The following is a 16,388-nucleotide window of genomic DNA, read 5'->3' as shown; positions in this document are numbered from 1 at the left end:
ATTCCGCTCAGGCAGATTTTAATTTAATTTCCATGTATTTAACTGCTGAATAGTATGATGCGCTGTTAAATCGAACTGAACAGGAACGACAGAAACATATCCATTTTCTAAAGCCCATTCGTCAGTATCTTCACCATTATCCATATTTACAAACTTTCCTGCTAACCAATAATAATCACGACCCATAGGATTGGTGCGCTTGTCGAATTTTTCTACCCAATTGGCACGAGCCTGACGACACACTTTTATACCTTTAATATCCTTTTTATCTAGATTCGGTAAATTAACATTCAAGACGACCCCTTCTGGTAATCCATGCTCTAGAACTTGCCTGGTAATGGTTTCAACATAGGATTTGCAATGCTCAAAATTAGCATTCCAATTGTAGTCTAAAAGCGAAAAACCGATAGCTGGAATACCTTCAATACCAGCTTCTAAAGCAGCACTCATAGTGCCAGAATAGATGACGTTGATTGATGAGTTAGAGCCGTGATTGATGCCAGAAACGCAGATGTCGGGCTTTTTATGCAGTATTTCGCGTACAGCAAGTTTTACGCAGTCTGCAGGTGTGCCGGAGCAACTATATTCAGGTTGTTTGCCATCGATATCTACATTTTCTAGGTATAGCGTAGAATTAACTGTAATTGCATGTCCCATTCCACTTTGAGGGCTATCCGGTGCAACCACTACAACATCTCCTATAGTGTGCATAACGCTAATTAAAGTTCGCAATCCAGGTGCAGTTATACCATCATCATTGGTAACTAAAATGAGAGGACGTTGTGCCATATTAGTATTAAATTTTGGATGGCATAAAAATACTAAAAAGTGCAACAACTATAGGTATTTGTACCTTTAACAAAAAATTAGTGCCGTGATTTTTTATGGCATGGTTTTTTCTTCTATTTTAGTAAATTATAGAAACCTACTTATTTAAAATTCTAAAAAATTGATAAAATGAAAGGGAATTATAAGTTTTTACTTCTGGCACTGCTGATTGCTTTTGCCTCTTGCAGTTTTACGAGCAAAACATTTGACGATCCAGATAAAGATAAGTTGTTAATTCAATTAATCACATATGTACTAGATAACGGACATTTCGACCCACAAGATCTAAATGATAGTTTTTCTGAGCATGTGTTTGAGGGTTATTTAAATCAGTTAGATCCATTTAAGCGCTACTTTTATGCTTCTGATATCGAAGAATTTGAAGCTTATAAAACTCTATTGGATGACCAAATAAAAGACTATGATGTGTCATTTTTCAATATAACACATGAGCGGTTATTGCAACGTATTGAAGAATCGAAAAAGATTTATGCTGAAATTTTGGATAAGCCATTTGATTTCTCTAAACAAGAGAGCTATTCAGCAGATTATGAGAAACTCACCTATGTTAAGAATAAGCGTGAAATGAAAGAACGCTGGAGACAGCAGCTTAAATTTTCAACTATTGCTAATTATGATGATGCCATTTCTCAACGTGATTCCAATATGGAGACCGGAAGTCTTCCGGAAAGTGTGTTTTCTGCCCAAAATGAAAAATCGAAAAATGAAGGAGACAAATCACTTGTTGAATTAGAAAAACAAGCAAGGGGGACTACTAAACGTTCACTTGATGAACTTTACGATTTTATCGATGATAGACAACGTAAGGATTGGTTTGCTGTTTATGTTAATGCTATAGTAGAAGAGTTCGATCCACACACCTTCTATTTTGCTCCAGAAGATAAAGATCGTTTTGATGTGGCAATATCTGGTAATTTTGAGGGCATAGGAGCAAGATTGCAAAAGCGAATGGATGCGATTATGGTTAACGAAATTATTAGTGGTGGTCCAGCTTGGCGAGCTAATGAGCTCGAGGTGGGCGATCAAATCCTAAAAGTAAGACAAGAGGAAGAAGAAGAGTCAGTAAACGTTGTTGGCATGCGATTGGATGATGCAATTAAGCTCATTAAAGGGCCTAAAGGAACGACTGTTGTTTTAACTCTTAAAAAAGTAGATGGTACTATTGAAGATATTTCTATTACTAGGGATATTGTTGAATTAGAGGAAACCTATGCAAAATCTTCTACCGTTATTAAAGACGATAAGACCTTTGGGGTTATTAATCTGCCCAAGTTTTATGTGAATTTTGAAAACTACAACAAACGCAACGCTGCTTCAGATATTAAACAGGAAATCATCCGTTTAAAGGAAGAAGGGGTCGAAGGGTTAGTTTTGGACCTTAGGAACAATGGAGGTGGTTCTTTGCAGACTGTTGTTGATATTGCTGGGTTATTTATAGAGGAAGGGCCTATTGTACAGGTAAAGGAAACCGATCAGCCAAAAGAAGTCTTAAAGGATAAGGACAAGTCTATTATTTGGGATGGTCCTTTAGTGATTTTAGTTAATGAATTGTCTGCTTCTGCTTCAGAGATTTTAGCAGCAGCGATGCAAGATTATAAGCGCGCTATTGTTATTGGAAGTAAGCAAACGTATGGAAAAGGAACAGTTCAAAATGTTTTAGATTTAAATCGATTAGTACGTAATAACTCCAATGGTGATTTAGGGGCGCTCAAGTTTACGACTCAAAAATTCTACAGGGTTAATGGTGGTTCAACACAGTTAGAAGGAGTTAAGAGCGATGTTATAGTGCCAGATCGCTATAGTTATATAGATATTGGTGAAAAAGATCAAGAAAACCCTTTGCCATGGGATAAAATCGATGCTGTTGACTATGAACTCTGGGGTAATTACTTTGATTACGATACTACTATCGAACGTAGTAAAGCACGTATGGCGACCAATGAACAATTAAAGTTGATTGATGCCAATGCCAAATGGGTAAAGAAAATAAGAGACCGTGAAATGTACTCTTTAAATTATGACGAGTACAAGAAGCAAATGGAGCTAAATGAAGAAGAAGCAAAGCGTTTCGAAAAACTTTCTGAATATAATACTAATTTAACATTCAACTCTTTACCTTATGAAATTAAGTTAATGGAGCAAGATTCTGTATTAAAGGAAAAGCGTAATCGCTGGCACCAAAGTTTGGCCAAAGATGTATACATAGAAGAGGCATTAAATGTTCTCAATGATTTAAAAATGACTTATGCTATTAAGAATAAAGTAGCAAATGTGAAAAATTAGATTGAGTGTTCTAATGTGATGCTGAACTTGTCGAAGTATTTCCATATAAATAGAATTGAATAACAACAACTCATTAACAAGCTTAGCGCTTCAAAAGTTTAAAAAAAACTTTTGGGGCGTTTTTAGTTTAGGAATTATTATTTGTATCGGTCTGATTTCGATTTTTGCCTACCTTTTTGCACCAGATGCGTCAAAAAATGCTAATCAGATGCATTTGTCTATACACTCTAAATCTCCAGGATTTGAAGTGCAAATACTGACTATTCCATCTGGTATTGATTCTGACCAAAATATTCTTCCAGAACTTTTTTTTGGAAAAGAGAATACAGACACCGAAGTTCCGATTCAGTCTTATCAAGTTATGGGAGATAAACTTCAATATATAGAATATGCTTCTGATGACTTAAAAGGTTTAGAGAAAAAAATAGATTTAAAAAAGTTTCCGAACTCAGATTATGAAAGTTATATCGAGCATCGTGGCTTTCCTTTTGGAACAGACAAATACGGAAGGGATTATCTCAGCCGAATTTTAATAGGTTCTCGGATTTCATTTTTTATTGGTTTTGTGGCTGTTTTTATTTCACTTTTAGTCGGGTTGCTCATGGGAAGCATAGCAGGGTACTATGGTGGAAAGATTGATGCCTTTATAATGTGGATTATTAATATCACTTGGTCTATTCCTACGTTACTTTTAGTAATTGCTATTACATTGGCTTTAGGCAAAGGATTTTGGCAAGTGTTTATAGCAGTGGGTTTAACTATGTGGGTTGAAGTAGCTAGGGTGGTTAGAGGGCAGATTATAAGTGCTAAAGAAATGCAATATATTACTGCAGCAAGAGCTTTAGGCTATGGTGATTATAGAATTGTAACCAAACATATTTTACCGAATATTTTTGGTCCTCTTATAGTGATTTCTGCAGCTAACTTTGCAGCAGCAATATTAATTGAAAGTGGGTTGAGCTTTTTAGGCATAGGTGCACAACCACCAATGGCAAGTTGGGGTGCTATGATAAAAGACCATTACAACTATATTATTTTGGGGAAACCTTATCTGGCTTTAATCCCAGGGATATGCATTATGATTTTGGTTATGGCGTTTATGCTGGTTGGAAATGCACTAAGAGATGCTTTGGACGTAAAGACTTAAGATGCTTTATTTTCTAAAAGGTTAATTCTGGCTTTTAATGTTGATATGATATCATTTTTTGATTCTACAAGCATTTTTAAATCTTCAATTCTTGCTTTAAGGTGTGATATAAGCTCTAAAGGAAGGCCATTGTTGACGCCGTTGTATATCTCACCTTCTGTTAAATTTTGATGTTGATGCTTAATATTAGTAATGGTTAAAACGTCTGCTTCAGAAATCTGTTTTACAAGTGCAATAACGTCTATGTCGTAGACTTTAGATAATCTTTGCAGAACCGTAAGCGTAATACGACTCTTACCATTTTCCATATTGGAATAGGTCTTTTGGGAAACTTCTAATTCATGAGCCAAATACTGTTGTGTGTAATTGTGTTTTATGCGTAAGTCCTTAATGTGCTGGGCTGCAATCATTGATTTTTGATAATTGAAATGTTAATAGCTTAAGAAAAAGCAATTTAGACTATTTTCTACAACCCTAATTACGGTTTTTCCGTAAAAAGTTTGTGGAAAAACCGTAATTTACAAGTATAGCAACAGTTTTGAGTAATAAAAATCATCATAAAACCACTGATTTTTAAGTTTTTAGTAAAATTTTACTGATTTACACCCAATAAAGACAACTGAAAATTCCTACTTTTTATAAAAATCATTAAATGCTTAGTGGCTTTTTACTTATTCTATAGTAAAAAACGACATCCCTTAGTAAGTCCATACTAGGCTTATTCATAAATGTAATCTAATTTGTGAAAAGGAATTAGGGTTAAACAAAGCTTTGTGGTTAAAGTTCAATCTAATTGTTATTAAGTAAAAATATTTATGCTAGCTACTAGCGTTTTTCATCATTTTGATTTTGTGATTAAACTGTAAGCATAATAACAAGTTAATGGTTTACAGCTTAACGAAATAACAACAATAAAGAAATACCGAAAAATTCTGTATTAAAGACAAGAAAATTTAGAAGTTGCTAACGCCATTCACAATTTCTATACCTAGTTTTTAACTTTGAATGGCATAACATAATATTATTTAATTATGAAAAATTTAGAATTAGAACAAATGGAACAAATTGATGGTGGTGCTTGGAACTCATGTGAATGGGGTATGGCTGGTGTTGGTGCTTTTTGGTCAGTCGCGATTGCAATGACAGGTGTTGGTGTACTTGCAGCTCCTGCTTTCGGATTAGGTTGGGGTTATTTAACAAGTGAAATTTGTTAATTTATGAGGTTTTAATTAGGCTGTAATCTATTGGTTATAGCCTAATATTGTTATTAAATTTTTTTAAATTACACTAGAATTATGATAAAAAAACAAACAATATCTTCTTTAATATTTTTACTTTTTCTTTTACTAGTAATAGTAATATCCACAATAAACGGAAATGAAGATTACCAATCTTATGCATCATATGCTTTAGGGCCTGCAATTGGTTTTGTAATTGGTTCTCTTATACGGGAGCGAAAGAAAATAATTAATATTAAAAAATTTAGAACAGATTTAATTGTCCTTTTATCCTGTGCCTTGATTGGTTCATTTTTGATAGCTATTATACTTAAAGAAGATAGTCTCAAAGTTACATATGTAATTTCTTTAAATATAGTATTACTTGCAATATTGGCATTAAGAAACGCTAATAATTTTAAGTCAAAAAAAATAGTAGATTAAGTGAATAAATTAATCGTTTTTTTGACTTTGGTAATATTTCAAATTTGTTTGACATTTTTATCAAAAGAACTTTTAGATACTGATTATATCGTAGTTAACTCTTTATCGGAGAAATTATCTGTTGAGCAAATAAAGGAATTTATAGATTTTAGAGAAAAGTGGCAATGGCTAGGATATATAGTTTTACCATTGCTACTTTTAATCAAAATATCTATCTTATCAGCCACATTAGATATAGGTTGTTTCTTCTTCAATAAAGAAATCAAATACAAGAAACTATTTAATATCGTTGTAAAAGCAGAGTTTATATTCTTATTAGTTGTTGTCTTTAAAACAATTTGGTTTTACTTCTTCCAAACCGATTATAATTTAGAAGACTTACAATATTTCTATCCATTATCAGCATTAAACATTATAGGTTATGAGGGCTTACAACCTTGGTTTATTTACCCATTTCAAGTGCTTAATCTTTTTGAGTTGGCTTATTGGGTTATTCTGGCTTATTTAATCGGTAAAGAAATCAATGATACAAAATCAACTAAAGGTTTACAGATAGTGGCGAGCAGTTATGGTGTTAGCCTTTTAATTTGGGTGGTAGGTGTCATGTTCTTTACTTTAAATATGAGTTAGTTATGCATAAAAAGGCAATCTTAATTGTAGTTGTAATTGCTGTTTTGGCCTTACTATCTTACTTGGGCTACAACGTGATTTCTAAGACCAAAGAAAAAAGCAAAATCGCCAAACAATTAGAGACCATTCCAGAATTTGAATTTTTAACTTTAGAGCAACAACCATTTTCAAAAGCTAATCTCAAACCAAACCTAAATACCATCTTCATCTACTTTAATAGTGAGTGCGATTTTTGCCAACACGAAGCACAAAGTATTAGTGATAATTTAGATACGTTTAAAGATGAACAATTCATTTTTGTATCCATAGAGCCAATTGAAACTATCAAGCAATTTTCAGGAAAATATAATTTAGGCAATAAACCAAATATTACCTTTTTATATGATAGCAATCGTACTTTTTCTAGTCAATTTGATGCTAACACTATTCCTTACCTCTTAATCTATAATAAAAACCAAAAACTCATCAAAAAACATAATGGGCAACTCAACGCCAAAGGTATTTTAAGAGTATTACACCAAAATGACTAAAACAATTAACTTATCTCAAAAACACTTACAACAGACCTTTACGCAACAGCACGACCAGTCCGATTGTGGTGTAGCTTGCTTATTGTCATTAATACAGTATTACGGTGGCTCAAACAATTTAGAAAAGTTGCGAGAGCTAAGCGGTACAACGAAACAAGGTACTACGCTTTTGGGCTTGTATCAAGCAGCAAATAAACTTGGTTTTACAGCCCAAGGTAACGAAGCAGACATACAGGCGATAATAGACCACGCAGCACCTTTAATTTTACATGTTGTTGTTGAAGAACGTTTACAGCATTATGTAGTCTGTTATGGTTATAAAAACAATAAATTTATTATTGGCGACCCAGCCAAAGGTATAACCAGCTATACCAAAGACCAATTAGAAGCTATCTGGAAATCTAAAACTTGCTTAACCCTTACGCCAAATGATAATTTTGTAAAAACCAAAGCCCAAAAGAAAAACAAAAAGCAATGGTTTTTAAAATTGCTTAAAGAAGATTACCGTTTAATTTCATTTAGTGTTCTCTTAGGCTTAGGTATTGCTATTTTGGGTATGGCAATGGCTATTTTTTCTCAAAAATTAATCGATGATATTTTACCTTCAAAAGACTTTAATAAACTCATTACGGGTATTGCCTTAGTTGCTTTTTTACTTTTGGTTAGAGTATTATTTACAGCATTGCGTGATTATTTTCTTATTCGGCAAACCAAAGATTTTAATAATCGTATAGTAGATAGTTTTTATTCATCATTACTTAATTTGCCAAAACCCTTTTTCGATACTCGTAAAATTGGCGAACTCGTTGCTAGGTTAAACGATACGCAACGCGTACAACGCGTCATAAAACAAATTGTCGGCAATGTAGTTATCAATGCATTAGTGACAGTGGTGTCGTTGGGCTTTTTGTTTTACTATTCTTGGCAAACGGGCTTAATAGCTTTTATAAGTTTGCCTTTTTATTTTGTGCTTATTTATAGCTTTAACAAAAGTATTATCAATGCCCAAAAGGAAGTAATGCAAGGTTATGCCTTTAGTGAGAGTAATTACATTACCTCTATGCAAGGTATTGCCACTGTTAAAAACGATAACAGGCAAACCATATTTCAAAAAATCAATCAACTTATATACGGTAACTATCAAGAGAGGGCCTTTAACCTTGGGAAGATCAATGTTCGTATGTCAGTATTTTCGGGTGTTTTTAGTGTGTTGTTTTTAATGGGCATATTGGTTTATGCCTCGATTCAGGTTTGCAACACATCAATGCAATTGGGCGAATTAATGGCAATTCTAGGAATTTCAGGAAGTTTATTGCCTTCAGTGGCAAGTTTAGCATTAATTACCATTCCAATCAACGAAGCCAAAGTCGCTTTTAACCGAATGTACGAGTTTGCCTCAATGGATAAAGAACAGAAAGGAAATTTCAAGATTTCGGAATTCACTTCGCTCGAAATTAAAAACCTTTCCTTTCGTTTTGTCGGTAGAAGCCAGTTGTTAAAAGGCATCACTATTAGCGTCAATAAAAACGAGTGTATTGCCATTGTTGGTGAAAGCGGTAGTGGTAAAAGCACTTTAGGGCAAATCCTACAAAAATTCTATCCGATCGAAAATGGAATGGCAATTATCAACGATCAATATAATCTTACCGAATTAAACACAGAACATTGGCGAACCATTTTAGGTGTTGTGCCACAAGAGGTTACCGTTTTTAGCGGAAACGTTATTACCAACATTCTTTTAGGCCAAGAGGATAAACCCGAAAAAATCGTAAAGTTTTGTCGAGATTATGGTTTTGAAGCCTTTATTAACTCATTGCCCCAAAGTTATGCCACTATTTTGGGCGAAGAGGGCATTAACTTATCTGGTGGTCAAAAACAAGTGATTGCATTAATGCGTGCTTTGTACAAAAAGCCAAAGGTTTTGTTGTTAGACGAGTTTACTTCTGCCATGGACAGAAAAACAGAGCGATTTGTATTGCGGCTCTTGAATAGGCTCAAGCCAGAATTGACGATCATATTTATATCCCACAGATTACATTCGCTGCGACATTTCGCGGACAGGATTTACGTATTAGAGGACGGTAAAACGTTGGTTAATGGGTCTCATGAGCAATTGTTAAAGACGGATAATTTTTACAGTGAATTTTGGAAAGAAATCAAAATTGAATTACCACAATACTGATCACTGATTTCTCAATTCCTCAATCTCTTCATTAGTCGCTTCAATAAAATTCAACACCTCTTCTTGACCAATTTTTTTGGTTGAAGACGTAATGAAATAAGGTGGTAATTTTTCCCAGGTTTCTAGAAGAACTTTGCAGTATTCATCTACATGTCGAGTAATGGCGTTAGGTTTTAGTTTATCCGCTTTTGTAAAAATAATGCCAAACGGAATGCCATTTTCGCCCAAATATTGCATAAATTCTAAATCGATGTGTTGAGGTTGGTGTCTAATATCCACCAAAACAAAGCCAGAAACCAATTGTTTGCGTTGTTCAAAATAATTGGTAATAAACTTTTGGAACGTCTTCTTTGAGGATTTAGATACTCTGGCATAGCCATAACCTGGTAAATCGACTAGATACCAGCTATTATTAATAATAAAGTGATTAATAAGCTGCGTTTTGCCTGGACGACCAGACGTTTTTGCCAAACTTTTTCTGTTGGTTAACATATTAATCAACGACGATTTTCCAACGTTACTTCTCCCAATAAAAGCATATTCTGGGATAAAGTTCTTAGGGCATTTTGCCACATCAGAATTACTCATTACAAATTCAGCAGACGTTATCTTCATGGTATTTCCTTCAGAATTGGAATTCTTATTATAGAAAGATCTAATCTAGAATCCTTTAGATTCTAGCCATTTATTTAGGATGATATTAAACTCATCTGGATGTTCCATCATAGCAGCATGCCCACATTTATCAATCCAAAACAAATCAGAATTAGGCAAAAGCTCATGAAATTCTTCTGCAACTTCTGGAGGTGTGACCGTATCGTTTTTTCCCCATATAATACAGGTTGGGGTGTGCATTTTTGGTAAATCATTGGCCATATTGTGTCGTATTGCACTTTTCGCAATGGCTAATGTTTTTACAAGTTTGTTTCTATCGTTTACAGTTTCGTAAACTTCATCTACAATTTCTTTGGTGGCAACAGCAGGATCGTAAAATACATCTTGAGCTTTCTTTTTAATGACTTCATAGTCACTACGTTTAGTATAACCACCTCCCATAGCACTTTCGTAAAGCCCAGAGCTTCCAGTTATAATAAGAGCTTTTACTTTTTCAGGGAATAGTTTGGTATGGTATAAACCTATATGCCCACCAAGGGAGTTGCCCAACAGTATAACGTCATCAAAACCCTTAAAATCAATGAAATCCTTCAAATAGGTGGCAAAACTTTTAACATTGGTTTTTATAAGTGACATGGTGTAGATAGGCAATTCAGGAATAATAACTTTATAACCATTATTGCCAAAGTAATTGGTAACCGAATTAAAATTACTCAATCCTCCCATTAAACCATGGAGCACCACGATTGGTGTACCTTCTCCTACTTCAATATATCTATAATCCTTTTCTTTTTTTAAAAGGTGTGCCATCTATAAAGTTAGTGCTTTGTGTTAAAAACAAAAGTACATGATTTTTTTCATTTATAACTTCAAATCAATATATGAAAAAATCGTGTACTAACGTAGCGGTTACTGATGTAAAATTAAACTTTGTGGCATTTAGAAACAAAACTTATTTTTTGCAAAAAGTGTATAACTAAATCCTTTTAAAACAATAGAATTATTGGCTTTCGATACTCATAGTTGAGTAATGATAGAGTTCTTTCTGTTGAAAGGTTCCACGAGTATAATCTTCTTAAAAGCCTTGATTTTTCTTGATTCAAGAAAAAGTCACTGTTTTAAAAATTAAAACTTATCAACAAAAGTGGGGGATAGTGGTAAAATGTGGTAAATTTTTCAATATATTTGAATCTCAATCATTAAAGTGGGAAACCAAAGACATTGAACTCTTTTATTGGAACATATGAGTGCAAAGCTGATGCCAAGGGAAGGTTGATGATTCCAGCCGTCTTAAAAAAGCAATTATCCGCTGCTTTGCAAGAAGGTTTTGTGCTAAAGCGTTCAGTTTTTCAGCCATGCTTGGAATTATATCCAATGACAGAGTGGAATACGTTGATGGCTAAAGTGAATAAGCTGAATCGTTTCAAGAAGAAGAACAATGATTTTATAAGACGTTTCACGGCAGGTGTTAAAGTGGTGGAAGTAGATAATGCAGGACGATTATTGATTCCTAAGGATTTAATTGGATTTTCTGGTATAACCAAAGAAGTGGTATTGGCTTCTGCTGTAAATATTATCGAAATCTGGGATAAAGATAAGTACGAACAAGCCATAGATGATGCAGCTTCAGACTTTGCGGATTTAGCAGAAGAAGTAATGGGACAAGAGGATGATGACCATGGAGTATCATAATGCGGTTTTACTCGAGGAAACAGTTGACGGATTGAATATAAAGCCAGATGGAATTTATGTCGATGTCACTTTTGGCGGCGGCGGCCACAGCAGAGAAATTTTATCACGATTAGGGCCAGAAGGTAAGCTGTTTGCTTTTGATCAAGATAAAGACGCATTGGCTAACATTATAGAAGATGATCGATTCGTTCTCATTAATGAGAATTTTAGATATATAAAAAGGTTCTTGAGATTTTATGGAATAAAAGAGGTAGATGGAGTCTTAGCCGATTTTGGGGTCTCGTCACATCAGTTTGACATTGCGGATCGTGGATTTTCAACACGCTTTGATGCAAAATTAGATATGCGAATGGATCAAGATAGCAAGTTGTCTGCGTACGAAGTTATTAATGGTTATGAAGAGGAGCAACTAAGAGCGGTTTTGTTGCAATACGGTGAGTTGAGGCAAGCGCCTGTAATGGCAAGAGTTATCGTTTCGGAGCGAAAGATAGCACCTATTGAAACCACACAGCAACTAAAATTGGTTTTAAAACCATTTCTCAACCATAGAAAAGAAAATAAAGTACTGGCCCAAATCTATCAGGCTATTAGAATTGAGGTAAATCAAGAGATAGAAGTGTTGAAGGAGTTATTGTTGCAAATGCCAGACCTATTGAAATTAGGGGGAAGGTTGAGTTTCATTTCTTATCACTCATTAGAAGATAGGCTAGTGAAACGCTTTATAAGAAATGGATTGTTTGAAGGAGAACCAGAACGTGATGTCTTTGGAAATTTTGAAGTACCGTTAAAAAAAGTAGGTGGATTAATAGTGCCATCAGAATCAGAAATAAAAGTGAATAGTAGAGCACGAAGCGCAAAACTTCGGATTGCTGAAAAAATATGAAGAAAAGTGTTTACAGCATATTACGTGGAAAATTTCTAATCAGTGATGATTCGTTTAAAAATTGGCGCATCATCATTTTTATTTCATCCTTGGCGATTATTATGATTGCAAGTTCTCATAGTGCAGACAATAAAGTACATGAGATCGCAAAATTAACCAATGAAGTTAAAGAATTGAGGTCGGCTTTTGTCGATGGGCGCTCAAAATTAATGCGATTAAAAATGGAATCATCCATTATCAATAAGGTAGCAGAAAAGAACATTCAAATTTCTGAGATCCCACCAACAAAGATTAAGGTAGTTAGCTCAGAGGAATGAATAAAGCTTTGCACAATAATATTGGGTTAGAGAGAAACAAAAGAAGAATTAATCTCGATTATCGAGTAAAATCACAACAACGATAAATTATTTTGGCAGTAACAGAAACCAACATATTAAACAGATTGTACTTTGTAGCAGGCTGCATGTTTGTCTTTGCGCTTGCCGTGGTTTTTAAGTTATGCACCATACAGTTTGTTCAAGGAGATGAATACCGAGAACTTGCTGAGAAAAGAACGGTAAAAGATTTCGATATCGAACCCAATCGCGGTAATGTGTATTCTGCAGACGGAAGTCTTTTGGCGACTTCAATTCCAAAATACGATATCAGAATCGATGCAATCCAAGCCAAAGATGCGGTATTCGAAGCACATATTAATGGTTTAGCAGATTCTCTATCGGTTTACAAAGGTAAATCAGCCTCGTATTACAAAGATATTATTAGAAAAGCACGTAGAAACAAAAACAGGTACTTTCTACTGGCCAGAAATATAAGCTATTCGGATTATATCCGCATTCGCAACTTTCCCTTATTGAGTCTAGGTGCTATCAAAGGTGGGTTAATTGTAGAGCAAACCACAAAACGCGAACATCCAATGGGTGAAATTGCTGCACGATCTATTGGTTACGAGCGCATCGATGAAAATAATTATGCAACACGAGTGGGAATTGATGGAGCTTTTGGTGAAAAATATCTACGTGGTAAAAAAGGCAAACGCTTAAAACAAAAGATTGGAAATGGACAATGGAAACCCATTGCTGATTTTGACCAAGTGGAACCTCAAGATGGGTTAGATGTATACACAACCATAGATGTCAATATTCAGGATATTGCACATCATTCGCTCTTGGGACAACTTGAAAAGTATGAGGCCGAGCATGGCTGCGTCGTGGTAATGGATGTTAAAACTGGAGAAATTAGAGCCATATCTAATTTAGCCAAAACCACTAAAGGAACGTACTATGAGCGTCTCAATTATGCTGTAGGGGAGAGTCATGAACCAGGTTCAACCTTTAAAACTATGGCCTTGATGGCAGCTTTAGAGGATAAAGTCATTGATACATCAACAGTCATTGACACAAAGAGTGGTACTAAATATTTCTATGGTAGAACAATAAGTGATTCTCGTACTGGGGGATTTGGTAAAATTTCAGCTGCTAAGGCATTAGAGCTGTCATCTAATATTGGTTTAGCAACAATCGTTGACGATTATTATTCAAAAACACCAGAAAAGTTTTTAGATAGACTTAGTAAGTGGAAACTAGATCAACCTTTGGGTGTTTCAATCATAGGAGAAGGGGAGCCAGATATTCCAAGACCTGGTGCATCTAATTGGAGTAAGAACGCTTTGCCATCAATGGCTTATGGTTACAATCTAACCATGACACCTTTGCAAACTTTAGCGTTCTACAATGCTATTGCAAATAATGGTGAACTGATAAAACCACGATTTATTAGGTCTGTAAAGTCGTTTGATAAGGATATTGAAGTTTTTGAAAAAGAGATTTTGGTCGATAAATTATGTTCAGATAAAACATTAGCCCAAATTAAAGATATCCTCAAAAATGTTGTGATTAGAGGTACGGGAAGGCGTATGTATTCTGAAACCTTTTCCATGGCGGGGAAAACAGGTACAGCAAGAACCGACTATGCCAATTACGAGGAATGGAAAAAAGATAAGAAGTATATCTCTTCATTTGCCGGCTATTTTCCAGTCGACAATCCTAAATATTCATGTATAGTAGTGATACATAAACCGAGTACAAAAGTTGGGTATTACGGAGCTGATGTTTCTGGCCCTGTTTTTAAACGAATTGCTCAAAAAATATATACTGACACACCAATTATTGATGAAGTTGAGACCTTAGACTTTGATAATAATCTGGTTAATCAAGACTTTGAGAAATTTTACGAAAGCTCAAGAAAGTACAAGCAGTTAATGCCAAGAGTGGTTGGTATGCCAGCTATGGATGCTATTGCATTACTCGAAAATCTCGAAGTCAATGTCAAGGTGAAATTGAAGGGTAGTGGAACAGTAACATCGCAATCTGTAGAACGGCATCAGAAGTTGAAGCCTAATCAAACCATAGTTTTAGTCGCATCATGAATGTATTAAAGGACATATTGTACAAAGTGACCATTAATGCTGTGGTAGGAAGCACAAGTGTTGTTATAAACAAAATTGAGTTCGATTCACGCAAAATAGAATCTAATGACGTGTTTGTGGCTATCTCTGGCACAATTACCGATGGTCATGGATTTATTGAAAAGGCTATTGAAAGTGGTGCGAAGGCAATCATTTGCGAATCACTTCCAGAAAATCTTGAAGATGGCATCACCTATATAGAAGTTGCCAACTCTAATCAGGCTTTGGCCTATATGGCGTCCAATTATTATGAGTATCCATCAGAGAATTTGAAATTGGTTGGTGTTACAGGGACAAATGGAAAAACCACGGTAACGAGCCTATTATATCAATTGTTTAAAAAGGCGGGTTATAAGGTTGGACTACTTTCAACCGTAAAAATAATGGTAAATGATACGGTATATAAAGCTACTCATACTACACCAGATTCCTTAACAATCAATAAGTATTTAAAACTTATGAATGATGAGGGTGTAGAATTCTGTTTTATGGAAGCCAGTTCTCATGGTATTCATCAGAGTAGAACTAAAGGACTGAAATTCACAGGTGGAATTTTTACTAACCTCTCTCACGATCATTTAGATTACCACAACACCTTTGCAGAATATCGAGATGTTAAAAAATCATTCTTTGATCATTTGCCAAAAGATGCCTTTGCCTTATCCAATATGGATGATAAGAATGGCTTGGTAATGCTACAAAACACACAGGCCAAGAAATTTACCTATGCACTAAAAAACTATGCAGACTACAGAGCTCAAATTTTAGAAAATGAATTTGGTGGCTTGCTTTTAAAAGTCAATGATAATGAATTATGGACGCGTTTAATAGGGAGTTTTAACGCTTATAATATTCTCGCTATTTATGGTGCTGCTGATTTATTAGGCTTGGAAAAAGACGAAATCCTAAGACTTATAAGCGAGCTCGATAATGTCTCAGGGCGCTTTCAATATTTCGTGTCGGACGATAAGATTACTGCCATTGTAGATTATGCACATACGCCAGATGCCTTAAAGAATGTTTTGGAGACCATAAATAGTATTCGTACTAAAAATGAAGAATTAATTACAGTGGTAGGTTGCGGTGGTGATAGAGATAAGGCCAAGCGACCAAAGATGGCGCATATTGCCTCAACCCTTAGCACTAAGGTGATTTTCACAAGTGATAATCCACGTAGCGAAAAGCCTGAAACGATTATAGAAGATATGGAAAAAGGTGTTGAGCCCCAAAACTTCAAAAAAACCTTATCCATTACCGATAGAAGGCAAGCAATTAAAACAGCTTGTCAAATGGCTGATTCTAAAGATATTATCCTTGTAGCTGGTAAGGGACATGAGACTTATCAAGAGATTAAAGGCAAACGCTTTGATTTTGATGATTATAAAACGGTACAAGAATTCTTGAAAATTATGAAGAATGAATAGGCTAATGAAGAGAAATAAAGTGATAAAA

16 protein-coding genes are annotated in these 16,388 nt (G+C 34.8%); 12 read left to right on the top strand and 4 right to left on the bottom strand.

The window, feature by feature from the left end; genetic code table 11:
* Positions 1-18: 18 nt before the first annotated feature.
* Positions 19-789 carry a 5'/3'-nucleotidase SurE gene (surE, locus tag Q0992_RS02530; RefSeq protein WP_299520048.1) on the bottom strand — a complete coding sequence of 257 codons (771 nt, stop codon included), beginning with the start codon at positions 787-789 and terminating at the stop codon, positions 19-21.
* A gap of 168 nt (positions 790-957) precedes the next feature.
* On the opposite strand from surE, the gene Q0992_RS02525 reads away from it, so the two are divergent.
* Together Q0992_RS02525 and Q0992_RS02520 are read left to right on the top strand one after the other, a co-directional pair.
* On the top strand, positions 958-3,132 hold the full coding sequence (locus Q0992_RS02525) for a carboxy terminal-processing peptidase (protein ID WP_299520046.1): 2,175 nt from the start codon (positions 958-960) through the stop codon (positions 3,130-3,132).
* A gap of 55 nt (positions 3,133-3,187) precedes the next feature.
* Positions 3,188-4,279: an ABC transporter permease gene (locus tag Q0992_RS02520; RefSeq protein ID WP_299520044.1), complete on the top strand. Its 1,092-nt coding sequence runs from the start codon at positions 3,188-3,190 to the stop codon at positions 4,277-4,279.
* Here the strand turns inward: Q0992_RS02520 and Q0992_RS02515 are convergent.
* Positions 4,276-4,689: a helix-turn-helix domain-containing protein gene (locus tag Q0992_RS02515; protein WP_299520043.1), complete on the bottom strand. Its 414-nt coding sequence runs from the start codon at positions 4,687-4,689 to the stop codon at positions 4,276-4,278. The two genes, Q0992_RS02520 and Q0992_RS02515, sit on opposite strands and share 4 nt — an antisense overlap.
* Positions 4,690-5,334: 645 nt before the next feature.
* On the opposite strand from Q0992_RS02515, the gene Q0992_RS02510 reads away from it, so the two are divergent.
* The 5 genes from Q0992_RS02510 to Q0992_RS02490 all read left to right on the top strand — a co-directional run bounded on the left by Q0992_RS02510 (position 5,335) and on the right by Q0992_RS02490 (position 9,282).
* Positions 5,335-5,493, top strand: a complete 159-nt coding sequence (locus tag Q0992_RS02510) for a hypothetical protein (protein ID WP_299520041.1) — start codon at positions 5,335-5,337, stop codon at positions 5,491-5,493.
* An 81-nt stretch (positions 5,494-5,574) separates the two neighbouring features.
* Entirely contained in the window at positions 5,575-5,940 is a 366-nt protein-coding gene (locus Q0992_RS02505) for a hypothetical protein (RefSeq protein WP_299520039.1), read from the top strand.
* Positions 5,941-6,570, top strand: a complete 630-nt coding sequence (locus Q0992_RS02500; protein ID WP_299520037.1) for a hypothetical protein — start codon at positions 5,941-5,943, stop codon at positions 6,568-6,570.
* Positions 6,571-6,572: 2 nt separating this feature from the next.
* Complete coding sequence (locus tag Q0992_RS02495; RefSeq protein ID WP_299520035.1) at positions 6,573-7,100, top strand: peroxiredoxin; 528 nt, start codon at positions 6,573-6,575, stop codon at positions 7,098-7,100.
* Positions 7,093-9,282, top strand: coding sequence for a peptidase domain-containing ABC transporter (locus Q0992_RS02490; protein WP_299520033.1), 2,190 nt, complete (start codon positions 7,093-7,095; stop codon positions 9,280-9,282). Before Q0992_RS02495 ends, Q0992_RS02490 begins: the two co-directional genes overlap by 8 nt.
* Here the strand turns inward: Q0992_RS02490 and yihA are convergent, their stop codons facing one another.
* Together yihA and Q0992_RS02480 are read right to left on the bottom strand one after the other, a co-directional pair.
* Positions 9,283-9,897, bottom strand: a complete 615-nt coding sequence (gene yihA / locus Q0992_RS02485; RefSeq protein WP_299520032.1) for a ribosome biogenesis GTP-binding protein YihA/YsxC — start codon at positions 9,895-9,897, stop codon at positions 9,283-9,285.
* A gap of 45 nt (positions 9,898-9,942) precedes the next feature.
* Positions 9,943-10,707 (bottom strand): alpha/beta hydrolase, encoded by a 765-nt coding sequence (locus tag Q0992_RS02480; protein WP_299520030.1) that lies wholly within the window; start codon positions 10,705-10,707, stop codon positions 9,943-9,945.
* A 411-nt stretch (positions 10,708-11,118) separates the two neighbouring features.
* Here Q0992_RS02480 and mraZ point away from each other — a divergent pair, with 411 nt between their 5' ends.
* From mraZ to Q0992_RS02455, 5 genes are all read left to right on the top strand, one after another.
* Positions 11,119-11,589 carry a division/cell wall cluster transcriptional repressor MraZ gene (gene mraZ, locus Q0992_RS02475; RefSeq protein ID WP_299520028.1) on the top strand — a complete coding sequence of 157 codons (471 nt, stop codon included), beginning with the start codon at positions 11,119-11,121 and terminating at the stop codon, positions 11,587-11,589.
* Complete coding sequence (gene rsmH / locus Q0992_RS02470) at positions 11,576-12,472, top strand: 16S rRNA (cytosine(1402)-N(4))-methyltransferase RsmH (RefSeq protein WP_299520026.1); 897 nt, start codon at positions 11,576-11,578, stop codon at positions 12,470-12,472. The genes mraZ and rsmH overlap by 14 nt, the downstream gene beginning before the upstream one ends.
* The gene (locus tag Q0992_RS02465; protein WP_299520024.1) at positions 12,469-12,789 is read left to right on the top strand and encodes an FtsL-like putative cell division protein; all 321 of its coding nucleotides are present in this window, start codon (positions 12,469-12,471) and stop codon (positions 12,787-12,789) included. The genes rsmH and Q0992_RS02465 overlap by 4 nt, the downstream gene beginning before the upstream one ends.
* A 146-nt stretch (positions 12,790-12,935) precedes the next feature.
* Positions 12,936-14,897: a penicillin-binding protein gene (locus tag Q0992_RS02460; protein ID WP_299520258.1), complete on the top strand. Its 1,962-nt coding sequence runs from the start codon at positions 12,936-12,938 to the stop codon at positions 14,895-14,897.
* Positions 14,894-16,360, top strand: a complete 1,467-nt coding sequence (locus Q0992_RS02455) for a UDP-N-acetylmuramoyl-L-alanyl-D-glutamate--2,6-diaminopimelate ligase (RefSeq protein ID WP_299520022.1) — start codon at positions 14,894-14,896, stop codon at positions 16,358-16,360. The genes Q0992_RS02460 and Q0992_RS02455 overlap by 4 nt, the downstream gene beginning before the upstream one ends.
* Positions 16,361-16,388: the final 28 nt, after the last annotated feature.

The sequence above is a fragment of the Winogradskyella sp. genome, assembly GCF_028289625.1.
GTDB lineage: Bacteria > Bacteroidota > Bacteroidia > Flavobacteriales > Flavobacteriaceae > Winogradskyella.
This window is presented reverse-complemented; position numbering and strand designations above follow the sequence as displayed.